The organism is Paenarthrobacter aurescens (assembly GCF_041549525.1).
Lineage (GTDB): Bacteria > Actinomycetota > Actinomycetes > Actinomycetales > Micrococcaceae > Arthrobacter > Arthrobacter aurescens.
In genome coordinates this window covers 1,112,654-1,129,794 of the sequence record NZ_CP157456.1, presented here as the reverse complement: position 1 = coordinate 1,129,794, position 17,141 = coordinate 1,112,654, and the positions used below count along the sequence as shown (strand labels likewise).

General features: G+C 61.3%; 14 protein-coding genes. 5 read left to right on the top strand and 9 right to left on the bottom strand.

Going from position 1 to position 17,141, the window contains the following annotated elements; genetic code table 11:
- Positions 1-38: 38 nt before the first annotated feature.
- From ABI796_RS05360 to ABI796_RS05345, 4 genes are all read left to right on the top strand, one after another.
- Positions 39-401, top strand: a complete 363-nt coding sequence (locus ABI796_RS05360) for a DUF1622 domain-containing protein (protein WP_141285421.1) — start codon at positions 39-41, stop codon at positions 399-401.
- Complete coding sequence (locus tag ABI796_RS05355; protein WP_141285419.1) at positions 398-1,423, top strand: alpha/beta hydrolase; 1,026 nt, start codon at positions 398-400, stop codon at positions 1,421-1,423. The genes ABI796_RS05360 and ABI796_RS05355 overlap by 4 nt, the downstream gene beginning before the upstream one ends.
- Positions 1,424-1,692: 269 nt before the next feature.
- Positions 1,693-2,136 (top strand): hypothetical protein, encoded by a 444-nt coding sequence (locus tag ABI796_RS05350; RefSeq protein WP_141285417.1) that lies wholly within the window; start codon positions 1,693-1,695, stop codon positions 2,134-2,136.
- Between the two features lie 63 nt (positions 2,137-2,199).
- Positions 2,200-3,390, top strand: a complete 1,191-nt coding sequence (locus ABI796_RS05345; protein ID WP_141285415.1) for an MFS transporter — start codon at positions 2,200-2,202, stop codon at positions 3,388-3,390.
- Between the two features lie 62 nt (positions 3,391-3,452).
- On the opposite strand, the gene ABI796_RS05340 is transcribed toward ABI796_RS05345, so the two are convergent.
- From ABI796_RS05340 to ABI796_RS05330, 3 genes are all read right to left on the bottom strand, one after another.
- Complete coding sequence (locus ABI796_RS05340; protein WP_141285413.1) at positions 3,453-5,912, bottom strand: Tex family protein; 2,460 nt, start codon at positions 5,910-5,912, stop codon at positions 3,453-3,455.
- 199 nt (positions 5,913-6,111) lie between these two features.
- Positions 6,112-6,546: a CBS domain-containing protein gene (locus ABI796_RS05335; RefSeq protein ID WP_141285411.1), complete on the bottom strand. Its 435-nt coding sequence runs from the start codon at positions 6,544-6,546 to the stop codon at positions 6,112-6,114.
- Positions 6,547-6,675: 129 nt separating this feature from the next.
- Positions 6,676-7,128 carry a nucleoside deaminase gene (locus tag ABI796_RS05330; protein ID WP_141285409.1) on the bottom strand — a complete coding sequence of 151 codons (453 nt, stop codon included), beginning with the start codon at positions 7,126-7,128 and terminating at the stop codon, positions 6,676-6,678.
- Between the two features lie 127 nt (positions 7,129-7,255).
- Between ABI796_RS05330 and ABI796_RS05325 the strand changes: the two genes are divergently transcribed.
- Positions 7,256-10,840: a TM0106 family RecB-like putative nuclease gene (locus tag ABI796_RS05325; RefSeq protein WP_141285407.1), complete on the top strand. Its 3,585-nt coding sequence runs from the start codon at positions 7,256-7,258 to the stop codon at positions 10,838-10,840.
- Here the strand turns inward: ABI796_RS05325 and ABI796_RS05320 are convergent.
- The 6 genes from ABI796_RS05320 to dhaL form a co-directional block, all read right to left on the bottom strand.
- Complete coding sequence (locus tag ABI796_RS05320; protein ID WP_141285405.1) at positions 10,837-11,637, bottom strand: triose-phosphate isomerase family protein; 801 nt, start codon at positions 11,635-11,637, stop codon at positions 10,837-10,839. The genes ABI796_RS05325 and ABI796_RS05320 overlap by 4 nt on opposite strands.
- A gap of 4 nt (positions 11,638-11,641) precedes the next feature.
- Entirely contained in the window at positions 11,642-12,991 is a 1,350-nt protein-coding gene (locus ABI796_RS05315; protein ID WP_141285403.1) for an MFS transporter, read from the bottom strand.
- A gap of 147 nt (positions 12,992-13,138) precedes the next feature.
- Positions 13,139-13,903, bottom strand: a complete 765-nt coding sequence (locus ABI796_RS05310) for an SDR family NAD(P)-dependent oxidoreductase (RefSeq protein ID WP_017197721.1) — start codon at positions 13,901-13,903, stop codon at positions 13,139-13,141.
- A 21-nt stretch (positions 13,904-13,924) separates the two neighbouring features.
- Positions 13,925-14,905 carry a 3-hydroxyacyl-CoA dehydrogenase family protein gene (locus ABI796_RS05305; RefSeq protein WP_141285401.1) on the bottom strand — a complete coding sequence of 327 codons (981 nt, stop codon included), beginning with the start codon at positions 14,903-14,905 and terminating at the stop codon, positions 13,925-13,927.
- Positions 14,906-14,907: 2 nt separating this feature from the next.
- Positions 14,908-15,390, bottom strand: a complete 483-nt coding sequence (locus ABI796_RS05300) for a ribose-5-phosphate isomerase (protein ID WP_141285399.1) — start codon at positions 15,388-15,390, stop codon at positions 14,908-14,910.
- Entirely contained in the window at positions 15,387-17,141 is a 1,755-nt protein-coding gene (gene dhaL, locus ABI796_RS05295) for a dihydroxyacetone kinase subunit DhaL (protein WP_141285397.1), read from the bottom strand. Before dhaL ends, ABI796_RS05300 begins: the two co-directional genes overlap by 4 nt.

Here is a 17,141-nt window from a genome sequence, read left to right as displayed (position 1 = left end):
GTGAGACGGTGGAGGCACGCACCTAACCGGGGAGGGCCATGGATTTCCAGCACGTGATCGAAGAAGTCGGCCGGTACATGGACTTCGCGGGGGTGGCAGTCATGGTGATCGGAGCACTGGTTTCGGTTCCTCTGGCTTTGCGTGGGTTCCAACCCAAACGCGCCCGCGGCCTGACGCCCCTCTCTCCGTACCGCTCCTACCGGCAACTGCTGGGCCGGTCCATCCTGCTGGGGCTCGAACTTCTGGTAGCCGCCGATATCATCCGCACCGTCGCCGTCACCCCCACGTTTGAAAGCGTCGGAGTCCTGGCCATCATCGTGCTGATCCGCACCTTTCTCAGCTTCTCCCTCGAGCTGGAAATCACGGGCCGCTGGCCGTGGCAGAAGGAAAAAGAGTCATGACCCAGCCGTGGAACCCGGACATTCTTGGCGACGGCTTCGAGCAACAAACGCTGGAGCTCGACGGCGGTGCTGTCGCCACCCTGGTCCGGTACCTGGGGGCTTCCCCGGAGTGGCTGGAGGCCCGCGATGACGAGGCTTCCGGGATCGACGCCGACGTTCTTTATGTCCATGGCTGGTCCGACTACTTCTTCCAAAAGCACCTCGCGAAGTTTTGGCACCGGGCCGGTGCACGCTTCTACGCCTTGGACCTGCATAACTACGGCCGCAGCCTGAGCCCCGGAATGGTGCCCGGCTTCGTCACCCATCTGGCGGACTACGACGCCGACATCGCAGCAGCCCTGTCCGCCATGGGGCGTACCGGGGATCCGGGCCAGGACCGACCGCTCATTCTGTTGGGCCACTCCACCGGTGGGCTCACCCTCAGCCTGTGGGCGTCCCGTCACCCAGGAATCGCATCGGCCTTGATCCTCAATAGCCCTTGGCTGGAATTTCAAGCTACCGAGCTCGGCAGGCGGGCGATCGCCCCCTTGGTGGGGCTGCACGCCCGGCTCCACCCCTTGACACCGCTACCGCCCGTTGACCCGGGCATCTACACCCGGGCCGTATCAGCCACCCTTGACGGCGAATGGGACTACAACCTCCAGTGGCGGCCAGACCGGGGATTCCCCATCACCCCGGCATTCCTTGATGCAGTGTTCCGCGGCCAGGCCACCGTTGCGGCCGGTTTGGGCATTGATGTTCCGGTGCTCGTGTTGCTCTCGGACAAGAGCTACTTGCAGCCAAAATGGTCGGCCGACGCGCTCACGGCTGACGTCGCACTCAATGTGGACGCCGTGGCTCACCGCTCCCTGTCGCTCGCAGACACCGTCACCGTGAGCCGCTTGCCTAACGCCTTCCACGACATCTTCCTCTCACCAGAACCGGTCAGGCGAGAAGCCTTCGAACGCATCGGACGCTGGCTTCCCATGGCGTTGCAGCCCTCCAACGCAGAGCTGTGGGAAGCCAGGACCGCCGGTTTGTAGCTCACGTGCCCCACGGTCCGGCTCTTGTTCTAGCGACATAAACCCAACTGGTACAGTGCCCCGGACTTTCTATTAATGGGAAAAATGGACTACTTGACTTGCACCATTTCCATGTTGCTGATAGTTGCAAAAAAAGAGTCTCATTAGTTCTTAGGGATGCTTTCCGCACCCTGTGACAGGACCGCACATAAATCTTGTGCTAGCATCCATGCTCATAGATAAAACGATTGGGGTAATTGAACGTGTCCATCCTTGATTTCACTTCTGAAGTGACCACAAACGATTCACTTTATGTGACGGTAACCGCTGAAGGCTTGGTGGTAGCGGTCAACGGCAAGGACATGATTACTCTCTCCGGTGACTATCAGAACTTCCTGGAATGCCTGGAACTTGCAGATGGTTCCAAAAGCTGTCAAAGCATCATTTCTGAGCTCTCACAGAATGGAAGGAACCCTGCAGATATCCATGAGATCCTGACCTTCTGCATGGATGAAAACATTATTAAGACCACAGGCTATTCTGACCTTCGCAGGGGACAAGTCAGTCTCGATGAGTACTCTTATACCAAATGGGACCGACAGATAAGAAACTTTGCAAGTCTTCCAGAGATTGATGACCAGCAAGCAGTCACTTATCAAAAGAACCTGGAAGAAGCGCACATTGCCATTCTGGGTGTGGCCGTACTGCTAACTTCGCCAAGTAGTTCGCAGTAGCTCAGACGGGGTGGAGCTGACTATCAGGTCAGCTCCACCCTGTTCAATTCCAAGGACCTTTACATGCTGACCAAACAGATACGAAGCTACTTCGCTGTCAACGCTATCCAAAACTTTGGGCGCGTCCTGCCGCAGGCCATCTTGACGCCTGTACTTGTGGGGAAGGGCTTGGATTTTTCCGAGATTATTCTCGTTCAAGTCGCATTCACGATCGCCACTCTACTCTTTGAGTTCCCCTTCGGGGTGCTTGCTGACAGAACATCGAAGACTTTTGTATATGTTCTTTCCATTGCCTTGACTCTTTCATCGTACCTGGTGGTCTTTTTCGGTGCAGGGTTTTGGGTCATGTGTCTGGCATGGGTTATCTACGGCGCTTCATCTGCAGCACAGAGTTCAACACTTGACTACTATTTTGCTGAGCGACTCCGATCAGAAGAGAGCGCATTAAAGCGGTTCTACTCTTCGGACCAGAACGTCATGCTCGCCACAAGCATTCTGGCCGCGCTCTGCAGCACATTTCTCTACGACGAGTTTGGCGACAGAATCTACCTCATCTCAGCGGTCTTTTTCGCTTTAAGTATCGCTGTAGGCATCGTCTTGCTTCCAAAGGACACTTCGCCTGCCTCCCACGATGAAGACCAAAGCGACAAACCCGGTGATTTTCGGCTGGAACTGGTCAGTGGGCTTCGATTCGCAATGAAGGATTCACGCATCGTACTGGCAATACTGCTTCTGGCTATTACAGAGTTTGCGGTAAATCCATTTTTTCATCTTTGGCAAATGATTCTTCTCGATTCACGCTTTGATGCCAGTACCTTTGGGCTGTTCTTTGTCGCTTTTCAGCTTGTGAACGTCCTGGCAAATTATGTTTTCAGTCGTTTCCATCGTCATCAGTGGCATAATTTTGTGGTCTTGGGATTGCTTCTCATCATTGGTGTCGTCAGCACAACAGCTGAGGATGGAGTTGTGCTGGCCGTCATGTTGCTCATCCTTCCCTTGCCGTTGTTCATCTATTTGGGAAGCCTGCACACTACTTTGCAATCAGCAATACCATCTAAAGTCATGTCCACCATTGGGTCCTTGAGCGGTACAGTCACTGCCGTAGCCGGTCTTCTTTCACTTGGCTTGGCTTCGTTGCTCATGAGCTTCCTGACACCTCAAGTCACTATGGGCGCGTCCCTGATCCTCTTCTCCATTGTCTCCGCCGCTCTCATACGAAAGTTCTCCTCACAGCCGGCTGAGGTTTCTGCTTAGCGTACGGTCACGGGCTGAATCGATGGGCCCAGACCGACTGCGGCCTGCCTCCGAGTCCAGCGCTACTGCCCGAGTCCGGCCCGACGCAGTGCTTCGGCCATGGCCGTGTTGGCTGGAGCGGCCGGAGCCTGCTGCGGTTTGCCTTGCCGAGTGCCGCCCTGCCGCGGACCCTGCCCTGGTTGGCCTGAACGCTGACCCGGCTTTCCACCGCCCCGTTGACCTTGCTGCCCCTGCGGACCACCCGCACGTTCGCCGGCACCCTGCCTGCCCGAAGCACGCCCGCCCGAGGTGCGCCCGCCCGAGGTGCGCCCACCAGCCGTGCCAGGTTCGTCGTCGAGCCTCAAGGTCAGGGAGATGCGCTTGCGTTCCGGATCGGCCTCCAGCACTTTGACCCGTACCACCTGGCCGGACTTCACGATCTCTCGCGGATCCGAGACGAACTTGTTGGACAGTGCCGAGACGTGAACCAGGCCATCCTGGTGCACTCCCACATCAACGAACGCGCCAAAAGCGGCAACGTTGGTAACAGTGCCTTCCAGGATCATGCCGGGCTTGAGGTCGGAGATCTTCTCGATCCCTTCCGAGAACGATGCCGCCTTGAACGCAGGACGGGGGTCGCGGCCGGGTTTCTCAAGCTCGGACATGATGTCCTTGACCGTCGGCAGGCCGAACGTGCCATCCACGAAGGCCTGCGGATCCAGCGCCGTGGCGGGACCTCCCCCGGCTGCGACCAGAATCTTCCGGGCCACCGAGTACGCTTCCGGGTGCACACTGGAAGCATCCAGTGGCTCCACTCCCCCGGTGATCCGGAGGAAGCCGGCGCATTGCTCGAACGCCTTGGCGCCGAGCCGGGGAACTTTCTTGAGGTCGCTGCGCTTGGCAAACGGACCATTCTCGTTCCTGTAGGCCACAATATTCTCGCTCAGCAATGGCCCGACGCCGGCCACCCGGCTCAGGAGCGCAGGAGACGCCGTGTTCACGTCCACGCCCACAGCGTTCACGCAGTCCTCCACCACGGCATCCAGCGAGCGATCAAGCTTCGCAGCAGTGACGTCGTGCTGGTACTGACCAACGCCGATGGACTTGGGCTCGATCTTCACCAACTCGGCGAGGGGATCCTGAAGCCGGCGGGCAATGGACACAGCACCGCGCAGGGAGACGTCCATGCCCGGAAGTTCGGACGCGGCAAGGGCGGAGGCTGAGTACACGGACGCTCCAGCTTCGGAGACCACCAGCTTTTGGATCCCCTTTGACCCTGCGGCTTCGAGGGATTTGATGAGCTCGGTGGCCAGTTTGTCCGTCTCACGGGAGGCGGTACCGTTTCCAATCGCCACCAACTCCACGTTGTACTGCTTGGCGAGCCGTCCCAGGGTGGCCAAGGCCTCGTCCCACTTCTTCGCAGGTGCGTGCGGATAAATGGTGTCCGTGGTGACAACCTTGCCCGTGCCGTCCACCACAGCCACCTTCACGCCCGTCCGGAGCCCGGGGTCCAGCCCCAGGGTGGCCCGGTTGCCCGCAGGTGCGGCAAGGAGAACATCACGCAGGTTGGCCGCGAAGACCCTCACTGCTTCATCTTCAGCGTCGGCGAACATGCGTCCACGCAGGTCCGTGGTCAGGCGGTCCAGGATGCGTCCGCGCCAGGCCAGCTGCGCGGTTTGCGTCAGCCAGGCATCGGCGGGCCGCCCTTGGTTGGAGACCCCAAGGCACTTGGCCACAGCGTTCTCGTACCGGCCGCGGGCGGCGGCCAGGGCGTCGTCGTCGGCCGGGTCAGCCTCGGCGAGATCGAGCTCAAGGACGCCGTCCTTCTCCCCGCGCAGCAAGGCGAGCACACGGTGCGACGGCATGCCGGAGGGCACCTGCGTGAACTCAAAGTAGTCCTTGAACTTCTGGCCCTCGGCCTCCATGCCCTTCTTGACCCGGGACACCATGCGTCCCTGCTTCCAGAGTCGTTCGCGGAGGTCCTCGGCAAGGTCCGGGTCCTGCCCCACGCGCTCCACCAAAATTGAACGGGCACCTGCGAGCGCCGTGGCGGCGTCCTCGATGGAGTGCTCGGCGTTCAGGTACTTGGCGGCTTCGGTAACGGGGTCCAGTTGCGGGTTGGCCAGCAGGACGTCAGCCAGCGGCTCGAGTCCGGCTTCGCGGGCAATCTGGGCCTTGGTGCGGCGCTTGGACTTGAAGGGGAGGTAGATGTCCTCCAATCGGGCTTTGGTGTCAGCCCCGACGACGGCGGCTTCAAGTTCCGGGGTCAGCTTGCCTTGGGCGGCAATGGCCTCCAGGACTGCCTTGCGCCGTTCTTCCAGCTCACGCAGGTATCTGAGGCGTTCTTCGAGGTCGCGGAGCTGGGTGTCATCGAGCGTCCCGGTGGCTTCCTTACGGTAGCGGGCGATGAAGGGAACGGTGGATCCGGCGTCGAGCAGTTCCACAGCGGCTTTGACCTGCCAGGTCTTGACGCCGAGTTCTTCGGCGATTTTGGCGTGGATGGCGGAGTCAGCTGACTGGTGTTGGAGATTTGAAGTCACCATGACAGTTTGCCTCACCTGACCGACAGTTTCCGAGACAGGTAGTGCCAGGGCCTATCCGAGGGGGCTGTGTTAGTGCTGTAGTTGGACCAGGCAGGAACCAGTATTGGGGCACGAAGTGGCACTGGTTGCAGAAACGGGCCGCGAGGCGTTCCTCTTCAGGGATGCCTCGCGGCGGCTGGATGAGGTGCTGTTGGGACAGTTAGTGTGACATGCGCTCCTTGGCGGAAATGTGTTCCACCATTTCGCCCAGACGCTGTTCCGCGTAGTGGTTGCGCGCAATGTCGCCCTGGCTGATGATGCCAACCAACTTGTGATCGCTGATGACGGGCAAACGACGCACCTGGTGCTCCTCCATCATGGAAACGGCGTCGTCAACGCTGGCATCGGCATCTACCCAGAACGGTTTTCCGGTGGCGAGTTCGCTGGCCCGTACTTCGCGGGCGTCCTTGCCTTCTGCCAAGCATTTGACCACGATGTCGCGGTCAGTGATGAAGCCGGTGAGCTTGCCGTCGTGGCCGCAGATGGGAAGTGAACCGCAGTCCATATCCCTCATCAGCCTGGCGGCTTCCTGAAGAGTCTTGTCCTCTTCGATGCACTGGGCGTTGGTTGTCATGAATTCACGTACGGCACTCATGGGTCCTCCTTCATCGATTGGGATCATCGACGCGGGCCTCTCGGCACCGACGCCGATGATGCCAGCCTACGCTCGGAGGGTGGCCGTGGCCAGATGGTTCTGGCCCCTTCGCGCAGTCATTTTTGGTTTCTATTCGGCGATGTCTTCAGCCCAAAGTTCAGGGTGTTCCTCCTGGAAAGCGCGCATCATGTCCACGCACCGTTGATCGTTGAGGACCACTACCTCCACGCCCCGCGAACGGAGGAGGTCGAATTCGCCGGGGAAGGTTTCTGCCTCGCCAACTACTACCCGGGGGATCTTGAATTGGATGATGGTTCCCGTGCACATGGCACAGGGGGCCAAGGTGGTGTAGAGCGTGGTGTCCCGGTATGTCTTCTGGCGCCCGGCGGCCCTGAGCGCGGACATTTCACCGTGTGCAATGGGGTCTCCGTGCTGGACCCGCTCGTTGTGCCCGCTGGCTATGACGTTCCCACCGCGTGCCAGTGCGGCGCCTATGGGGATGCCGCCCTCGCTGAGGCTTTTTTGTGCAGCTTGGTAGGCGGCTTCGAAAGCAGGGTCCGGCTCCGGGGCTGTATTAGTCATGGGTGCAGTCTAAAGTGGCCGGATGCTGTTTGGCCGAAAGCTATTTTGCCGACTCTTTTTTGTCAGGGCCCGCTGATAGCTTGGCTGCAAGGGTTTAGTGACGGGTTGGAAAGGTAGGTGGGCTGCGGTGTTCTTCCTCGAGCCTGAGATCGCGGGTGCTCCACAGGACCTGGTGTTCTCCGCCAGCGACCTCGTTATTGCTGCCACCTGCGAATATCAGCTGCTGCGCAAACTCGACGAAAAACTGGGTCGCTCGCTCAAGCCAGACTTCGCAACGGATGCCATGCTGGAGCGCACCGCCGCTCTGGGAGACGTTCACGAGCACCGTGTCCTTAACGACTTCGTGGCTGAGTTCGGACCGTGGGATGCCGCTTCCGGGAAAGGCGTTTACGACGTCGAACCCGCCTCAGCGATGGACCGCTCCACCCTTTCGGCCAAGCATGCCGAATCCATCGAAGCCCTGCGCTCCGGAGCGGATGTCGTCTTCCAGGCTGCGTTCTTTGATGGCCAATTTCATGGACGCTCCGATTTCCTGGTGAAACGCCCGGGCGGGCAGTACGCCGTGTTCGATACCAAGCTTGCCCGGCATGCCAAAGTCACCGCGCTTCTGCAGCTGGCCGCCTACGGAGATCAGCTCATTAAGGCAGGGATCACGCCGGACCCTACAGTCACCTTGGTTCTGGGCAACCGTGTTCATAGCCACCACCCCCTCGCCCAGATCCTTCCCGTCTTCAAGGAACGCCGTGAACGCTTCCTCGGCATGACCCAGGGGCACGCCGCAGGAGCCGGACCGGTGGAGTGGGGCGACTCCCGGTATTCCGCGTGTGGCCGCTGTGATTACTGCGCTGAGCAAGTCCAACTGCACCGGGACCTCCTGATGGTGGCTGGCATGCGGATCAGTCGTCGCAAGAAGCTGATCGAGGCCGGGGTGACCACCATTGACGATCTGGCGGCGTCCCCTGCCAACGGCGACCCGACGTTCCTGAGGCTGCGCGAGCAAGCCCGGTTACAGACCGGCGCAGGCACACCGGACGGCACGGTCACGTACACGGACAAAACCGGAGAAACCAAAGCCATCAGCTACAACGTCCTGCCGGAGAACACCTTGGGCAGGCTGCCGGCTCCTGATCCGGGCGATATCTTCTTCGACTTCGAAGGCGATCCTCTTTGGCAGGATCCCATCACGGAGAAGTGGGGGCTGGAGTACTTGTTCGGCGTCGTGGAGAACCCGGTGGAACCCGGTGCCCGGCCGGTCTTCAAACCATTCTGGGCTCACTCACGTGCTGAAGAAGGCAAGGCCTTTGAGGACTTCCTTGAGTACGTGGCCCAGCGCCGCGCCCAGTACCCCGGCATGCACATTTACCACTACGCAGCCTATGAAAAGACTGCCCTCAGGAACCTGTCGCTGACGCATGTGGTGGGTGAAACCGCCGTCGATGACCTCCTGCGCCAGGGTGTCCTGGTGGACCTGTACGACACCGTACGGCACAGCATCCGGATCTCAGAGAACTCCTACAGCATCAAGAAACTCGAGCCGCTCTACATGGGACAGCACCTGCGCTCAGGTGAAGTGACCGACGCCGGAGCCTCCGTTGTTGCTTACGCTGACTACTGCACGGCGCGGGACAATGGGAATCCGGGTGAAGCAGCCGCGATCCTCGAAGGCATCCGTGACTACAACGAGTACGACTGCTTGTCGACGCTGGAACTTCGCAACTGGCTGCTGGCCCGTGCTGCGGAACGCTCCATCCTGCCTGGTGGTGAAGAAGACGAGCCGCCCCGCACCTCCGCGGAAGCCGCGCCGAAATACGAGGCAGCACCGGAAGAGCGTGCACTGTTCAACTACCTTGCGAGTCTGTACGAAGAGGAAGAAACCACCGCAGATGCACGGGCCACCGGCATTGTGGCCGCAGGAGTTGGATATCACCGCCGCGAGGACAAACAACACTGGTGGGGTCACTTCGACCGCCTGGAAAAGCCAACCTCCCAGTGGCCTGACGAGCGCGATCTGTTCATTGTTGATCACGCTGAACTGCTGCAGGACTGGGCCAAACCCACACCCCGGAGCAACCCGGCGCGGGTAGTGAAGCTCTATGGCCGGTCCGGGGATGGAGCCGGGCTGGAACCTGGGAAGAAGTACTTCCGCATGTATGGCTCTCCGCTGCCGGAATCGCTGCAGGACAAGGAGTCCATGGTGCTGGGCCGAGCAGGCTGGAACGGTACCTTGGTCACCGCGGTGGCTGAAGAGGAGGACTTCGAAACAGTCACCATCACCGAAACCCTCCGGAAGGATTCCACACCGTTCGGCCAAACACCTATGGCCTTGACTCCGGATCCGCCCATTGCAACCAACGGCCAACGCGCGGCGCTGGCTGCTCTGGCCACACAGCTCATGGATGCGCTGCCGGAGTGGCCGCAGGACCCTGCACTGGACTTGGTACGGAGGAGGCCACCCAAGCTTCGCACCCTGGATTCCCTCCCGCCCGTCGAGTCGGCCGGGGATGGCTACATTGACGCCATCACAGCAGCGATCACTGACCTGGACCATTCGTATCTGGCTGTCCAAGGCCCTCCGGGGAGCGGTAAAACCCATGTGGGCGCCCACGTCTTGGCGCGGCTCGTCGCTGCCGGGTGGAAAGTGGGTGTGGTGGCCCAGTCCCACGCCGTAGTGGAGAACATGCTCTGCGCTGCAGTGGAGAAGGCAGGGGTGCATCCTCGGCTGGTGGCCAAAGAAGTCAAGCACGAGGACCCCGTTCCATGGACCCAGTGCGCCAAAGGCGACGTTGAAGAACTGTTGGCCACGCCGGGTGGGGCACTCATTGGCGGCACAGCCTGGACCATGGTGGGCAGCTCGGTTCCGGAGGGATCACTGGACTTGCTGGTCATTGACGAAGCGGGGCAGTTCTCCCTTGCCAACACCATGGCCGTGAGCCGCGCAGCCAAACGCCTTCTGCTGCTCGGCGATCCACAACAGTTGCCCCAGGTCACCCAAGGCAAGCATCCTGAGCCGGTAGATGAATCAGCCCTTGGCTGGTTATCCGATGGCTACAACACCTTGCCACCTGAGTTGGGCTATTTTCTTGCACAATCGTGGCGCATGCATCCCGAACTCTGCAGCGCTGTTTCAGAGCTTTCCTACGATAACCGGCTCGAGGCTGCGAGCGCAGCGAAGGAACGCCATCTGGAAGGTGCCGCACCGGGAGTCTCCTGCGTTTACGTCGCTCACACGGCCAACTCCACCTCCTCGCCGGAGGAAGCCGAGGAAGTGGTACGGCAGGTCCGTGCCCACCTGGGCCTGGCGTGGCTCGATCCATCGCGATCAGCCGAATCCCCCTCAGCTGGTTCCCGTCCCCTCGAGGAGACGGACATCCTGGTGGTGGCCGCGTACAACGCCCAGGTCCAGCTGATCAAACACCACCTGCGAAGTGCCGGATTGGTCAAGGTACGGGTAGGCACGGTGGACAAGTTCCAAGGCCAGGAAGCGCCCGTGGTCATTGTTTCCATGGCCGCGTCGGCAGCGGGTGAAGTCCCCCGGGGCATGGAGTTCCTCTTGTCCCGGAACCGCATCAATGTGGCGGTCTCGCGCGGTCAGTGGCGTGCCGTCGTCGTGCGTTCGCCCGAGCTGACCAACTACCTGCCCACCCACCCTGAAGGTCTGGAGAATCTGGGCGGCTTCGTCGCCCTCTGCCAGCGGGAGTTTTTGTACAGCTAATGCCCTTTAGAAGCCGTTTTAAGGGCATCTGCTGTACAAAAACTTAGGGCTTCGTCCAGGACCTTGCCGAAGTTGGCGGCGTCGTGGGCAAAGCGCCCCAGGAAAAGCCCGGACACCGCTTCCAGCTGCGGCAACAGTCCAGGCTTCGCCGAGCCGCCGTAAATGATCGGAATCCCTCCCAGGCCATGCCGGGCAAGCCCGGACCGCAGGTGACCTGCCACCCGGGATACGTATTCTGCCGAGGCAGGCTCGGGAGCACCGATCGCCCACACAGGCTCGTAGGCAACCACCAGCTGGCCGGCAAGGGACCAGTCCCCGGACACTGCCGCGTTGATCTGCCCGTACACAGTCTCTGCTGCCACGTCCGGGGCCATAAGCTCTGACTCCCCCACGCAGAGAAGTGGCGTCAGCCCGACGTCGACGGCGGCACCGACTTTCAGCGCGATCGTCGCCTCATCTTCGGCGAAGTGCCGCCGACGTTCGGCGTGGCCGATCTCCACCAAACCCACACCCAACTCAGAGAGCATGGACGGTGCAACTTCCCCCGTCCACGGGCCGTCGGACCATCCACAGTTTTGGGCGCCCAGGACCATGGGCGTGCCCGCAATCAAACGCGCTGCCTCGGGCAGAACCGGAAAAGATGGAATCACAAACGGGACCACCCGCCCGGCCGCGAGGGCCGGACGGGCGTCCACTTCAGCTACCAGCTCTTCCAACCATGTCAGGCTGCGCGCGTACCCCATGTACATCTTGGTGCTGACGCCAATGAAGAGTGTCTGCGCAACTGGCAGGTGCATTGTTTTACTTCTCCAACAGTTCGTCGGCCTTGTTGCTGAAACGCTTGGTACCGAACATCAGCAGCGCCGCGACGAACGGCAACACCCCCAGTGCGTAGACGCCCATGGTGCCGGTATCCGAAGCGGTGATCTGGTTGACCGAGGTGCGAAGGATCGGGGCAACAAACCCGCCAAGGTTTCCGAGGGAGTTGATCAACCCGATGCCTGCCGCAGCGGCAGTTCCGGTGAGGAACGCGGTTGGATATGACCAGCAAATGGGTCCGGTGGAAAGGAAGCTGCACACGGCGAGGGTGATGAAGATGATGCCGATTGCCGGCATCTGGTTGGCGCCTGCCCAGGCCGAGCCGAAGATGCACAGGCCCGTGGAGATGAACAGTGCCGTACCCCAGCGGCGTCGACGAGCCACCGTGTTGGCGGCCTTGCCGATGAAGTAGCAAGCGAAGATGCCGAAGAACCACGGGATGGCTGCCAGGAGTCCGACGGCGATGCCCACCTTTTGGCCGGTCAGCTGCGCCACTTGCTGCGGCAAGTAGAACGTCACGCCGTACACCGCCACCTGCAGGCAGAAGTAGATGACCGTGAAGTACCAGACACGGCCGTTCCGCATGGACGCCAAAACGCCACGGGGTCCGGTTTCTTCCTTGACGGTGTCCTCGAGTGCCATCACATCAGAGAGCGCCTTCTTCTCTTCCTTGGTGAGGAACTTGGCATCCTGGGGGCTGTTGATCAGGAAGAAGTAGGCGGCAATACCGGCCAGGACGGCGAGCATGCCTTCAACGAAGAACATCACCTGCCACCCTGCCACGCCCGGAACCTGATCACCGATGTTGATGAGCCAGCCGGAAAGCGGTGCACCCATCATTTGGGAGAACGGCTGGGCCAGGTAGAAGATGGCGAACATCTTCACGCGGACCTTGTTGGGGAACCACGCTGCAAGGAACATGATGACGCCCGGGAACAGGCCGGCCTCGGTCACGCCCAGCAGGAACCGCAGGATGATGAAGGAAGTTTCCCCCTGCACGAACGCGAAGCACGCCGAGACGATACCCCAGGTGATGGCGATGCGGGCCAGCCAGACCTTGGCGCCGAATTTGGTCAGCAGCAGGTTGCTGGGGATTTCAAACAGTGCGTAGCCGATGAAGAAGATACCGGCACCCAGCGCGTAGGCACCGGCGGTGATGCCCCTGTCCACTTCCAGCGCAGCTTCGGCGAAGCCAACGTTGGTGCGGTCCAGGAAGGCCACCACGTACAGGATGACGAGCATTGGCATGAGCCGGCGCGACGCCTTGGCGATCGCCGATTTCAGAACCGGCGTATCCAGCAACTCCTTGGTGGAATTGGTGGCAACAGACATTGAAACTCCTCTTTGAGTGACAGGAAATGACTAGTGCGGCGCGATCAGCGCGGGAAGAAAATGAGCACTATGCCCACGGCGCAGGCAAGGACGCCCACGGCAAGGTAGATCTTGCGTTCTCTTGTCCAGGTCTTCATGAACAAGCGCCTAGTGCATGTACAGTCCGCCATCCACATTCAGCGTTTGCCCGGAAATGTATCCGGAGTCCTCGCTGATGAGGAAGGCGATGGCAGCTGCAATGTCCCGGGTGGAGCCCACACGGTTGACCACAAGGTCCTTGGTGAGTTCATCCTTGCGTTCCTGGCTCAATGTCCCACCCATGATGTCGGTGTCGATGGGGCCAGGAGAGATGGCGTTGACAGTGATGTCGTACTCGCCCAGCTCACGGGCAGTAGCACGCGTCAGGCCAATGACTCCGGCCTTGGCAACGGAGTAAGGGGTCTTGGAGAACGTGCCACCGCCGCGCTGGGCGGAGACGGAGGAGATATTCACAATGCGGCCAATCCTGTTCTTGACCATGGATTCGGCAACACGGCGGGTGGCGTAGTGCACACCGTTGAGGTTGATGTTCAGGACCCGGTCCCACTCAGCGGGTTCCAGTTCCAGGTAGCCAACCGGTGAGCTGACGCCGGCAACGTTGGCCAAAGCCACGATCTGCGGCAGTTCGGCCTCAAGTTCGTCAATAGCTGCACGAACCTCGGCTTCGCTGGCAACGTTCGCGCCAACACCGTGGGCCTGGACACCGTATTCTGCGGCGATTTCCTTGGCCGCGATCTTGCACGCAGCATCATCGAGGTCAATGATGCCGATGTTCCAGCCCTGCGCGGCCAGGTAGTTGACGGTTGCACGGCCGATGCCGCGCTCGGAAACAGCACCGGTCACAATGGCTGTGCGTTCTGCGGGGAAAGTCATGTGATTGTCTCCTATGAAGTCTTAGTTGATGGGGGCCGGGCCAAGCTCTTCAATGAGCTTCTGCATGGCAACGTAGGCCTTGTTGCGGTAGGCGATCAGTTCCGGGGTCCGCTCTGCGGGAACGTTAAGGAAGCCCGCGCCGGTCTTGGTGCCGAGCTTGCCGGCTTCCACCAGGTCCGAGAGGATCTTCGGCGTCGCGAATCGTTCCGGGAACCCCGTTTGCAGCGACTTGTAGCAGAAGTTGTAGACGTCCAGGCCGGCCATATCGGCGATGGCAAAGGGGCCGAAGAACGGCAAGCGGAAGCCGAACGTCGTACGGACCAGGGTGTCGACGTCGTCCGCTGTTGCGATGCCCTGCTCCACCAGCTGCGCTGCCTCGTGGAACAGCGCGTACTGGAGGCGGTTCAGTACGAAACCGGTGACGTCCTTGACGACGGCGGACTGCTTGCCGGCTGCGTGCACCAGCTCGCGCGATGCTGCCACGGTTGCTGCGGACGTCTCGGCGTGAGGGATGATCTCCACACCGGGAATGAACGGCGAGGGGTTGGAGAAGTGCACACCCAGGAAGCGTTCCGGATGGGTGACGGCTTCGGCGAGGGCGGCGATGGAAATGGTGGACGTGTTGGAGCCGATCACAGCATCAGTGCGGGCCGCAGCGCTGATCCGCGCCAAGGACTGGTGCTTGATTTCCAGGACCTCCGGAACACATTCCTCAATAAAGTCCGCGTCCGCTACAGCTTCCTCAATGTCCTTGGCAGCCCACAGGTTTTGCTTGAGGATCTCGGTGGACCCCTCCGGGAAAAGCCCATCCGCGATGAACTGATCCGATTCCACCAGCAAACGGTCGAAGTTCTTCTGCGCTACTTCGGCGGAAACATCGGCAAGGGCAACACGTGCGCCGCCAAGCGCCAGCACCTGGGCGATGCCGCCGCCCATGTAGCCGGAGCCTACGACGGCGATCTTCCGGGCTTGGGCGCTTTGGGTAACTTCAGGATTGGTCATGATCAGACTGCCTTCGTGTAGTCGGGCTCGTAGGAGCAGATGGCGTCCACCTTGGCGGCGGAAGATGAGCTTTGATCGAAGCGGTGGTCGAGCCACTCCCCTACGAGCTTTTTGGCCAGTTCCAAGCCAATCACCCGCTGGCCCAGCGTGAGTACCTGGGCGTTGTTGCTGAGGACGGACCGTTCAACGGAGTAGCTGTCGTGGGCTGTGACGGCGCGGATTCCGGGGACCTTGTTGGCCGCGATGGCCACTCCGAGTCCAGTGCCGCAGATCAACAGGGCCCGGTCTGCTTCACCTTCAGCGACTTTGCGGGCCGCGTCCACGGCAACATGCGGGTAGGCGGTGGAATCGTTGAAGCCAACGCCGACGTCGGTCACTGAGGCCACTCGGGGGTCTGCCTGCAGCAACTCTTTCAACGCGTTCTTGTACTCCACTCCGGCTTCATCATTGCCGACGACAATGCGCCAGCCTGGGTTGTTGCTCATGCTCGGGCTCCGTTTCCGGCCGGTGCCGCTGAAGAAGCGGAGGCCAGTTGTGAATCAATAAAGTGCGAAATCCTGGCGGCGATCAAGCCAAAGGACACGGCGCCGGGATCAGGGTGGCCGATACTCTTTTCCGCGAGGGGACGTGCCCGGCCCTTGAGCGGCCGGAGTTCAGCTGTCTTCGCGGCAGCGGACTCTGCTGCCGCAGCGGCAACTGCCAAGGCCCGGTCAACGGGAGCACCGCCGTCGAGCTCTGTGAGGAACGTGTCCCGGAACGGCAGGAGCGCGTCCACCATGGTTTTGTCCCCGGGATCGGCTTTGCCGAGTTCGGTGATGGCGCGGACAAAAGCCTTCACAGCTTCCGCGGCATCGTCCGAGGTATACGCGTCGCGGTTGCCCAGCGACAACCCGGCCGCGATCACCGCGGATCCCCACAGCGCTCCTGACGTTCCACCGGCCCGCTCACTCCAGGCTTCCCCGGCCTGAGTCAGGATGTGTGCAACAGAAGAACCGGCAGCTGCTTCGCCTGCCGCAGCGGCAGCATCCACACCGCGCCGCATGCCGATGCCGTGGTCACCGTCGCCGGCGATCGCGTCCAACTTGCCGAGCTCCTCTTCATGCTCGACGACGACGTCACGCACCTGGGCGAGGATGGCCACGGCCTGCCGCCCGAGTTCAGCCGCTGCAGCGGTGGGCTCTTGGACGTCGGCTGTATCGGCGTCGTCCGCGGCTTCCTCGGTGCGGGGCGCGCGGGGCGACATACTGCCCTTGCGGAACGCCGGAGTGTCAGCCGGCGCAGCCCAATACTGCTCGAGCTCGTCATCCAGCCACAGCAGCGTCAGCGAAAGTCCGGACATGTCCAGGCTGGTCACCAGCTCGCCGCATTCGGGCTCAACAACGGTGATCCCGGCAGCGGTGAGCAGCTTCTCGATCTTTCCGAACAGCAGGAACAGTTCGTCGTACTTCACCGTGCCAAGGCCGTTGACGATCACCACCGCGCGGTTGCCGGCGTCCTCCGGCTTGTCGTTGAGCAGCTTGGTGACCAACAGCTCCGCAAGCTCGGAGGCGGTGGGCATGGGGTGCTCGGAGATGCCCGGCTCCCCGTGGATCCCGAGCCCGAGCGACATCTGCCCGGCCGGAACATGGAACAGCGGATCTTTGGCGCCAGGGAGCGTGCAACCGTCAAAGGCCACACCCAGCGAGCGCGTCCGGTAGTTGGTCTTGATGGCCAGGCGCTCGACGTCGTCAAGGTTCAGTCCCGCCTCTGCGGCGGCTCCGGCAATCTTGAAAACTGTCAGGTCGCCCGCGATGCCCCGACGCTTCTCGAGTTGCTCGATCGGCGCACTGGCGATGTCATCTGTGACGGTAACCGTGCGGGTTTCGATGCCCTCGGCGTTGAGCCGCAGCTGTGCTTGGCCGAAGTGGAGGACGTCGCCGGCGTAGTTGCCGTAGCTGAGCAGGACTCCCCCGCCGGCGTTGGCTGCCTTCGCTACGCGGTACACCTGGCCCGCCGCCGGGGAAGCGAACATGTTGCCGCAGGCGGAGCCGGTTGCCAGGCCTGGGCCAACAAGCCCTGCGAAGGCCGGGTAGTGTCCTGAGCCGCCGCCCACCACCAGGGCAACTTGTCCGGCAGGGACTTCGGTGGAGCGGACCACTCCACCGTCAACGCGGGCAACGTAGCCGCGGTTGGCGGCGACGAAACCGTCCAACGCGTCGTCGGCAAAGTCTGCCGGGTTGTCGAAAATCTGTGTCAT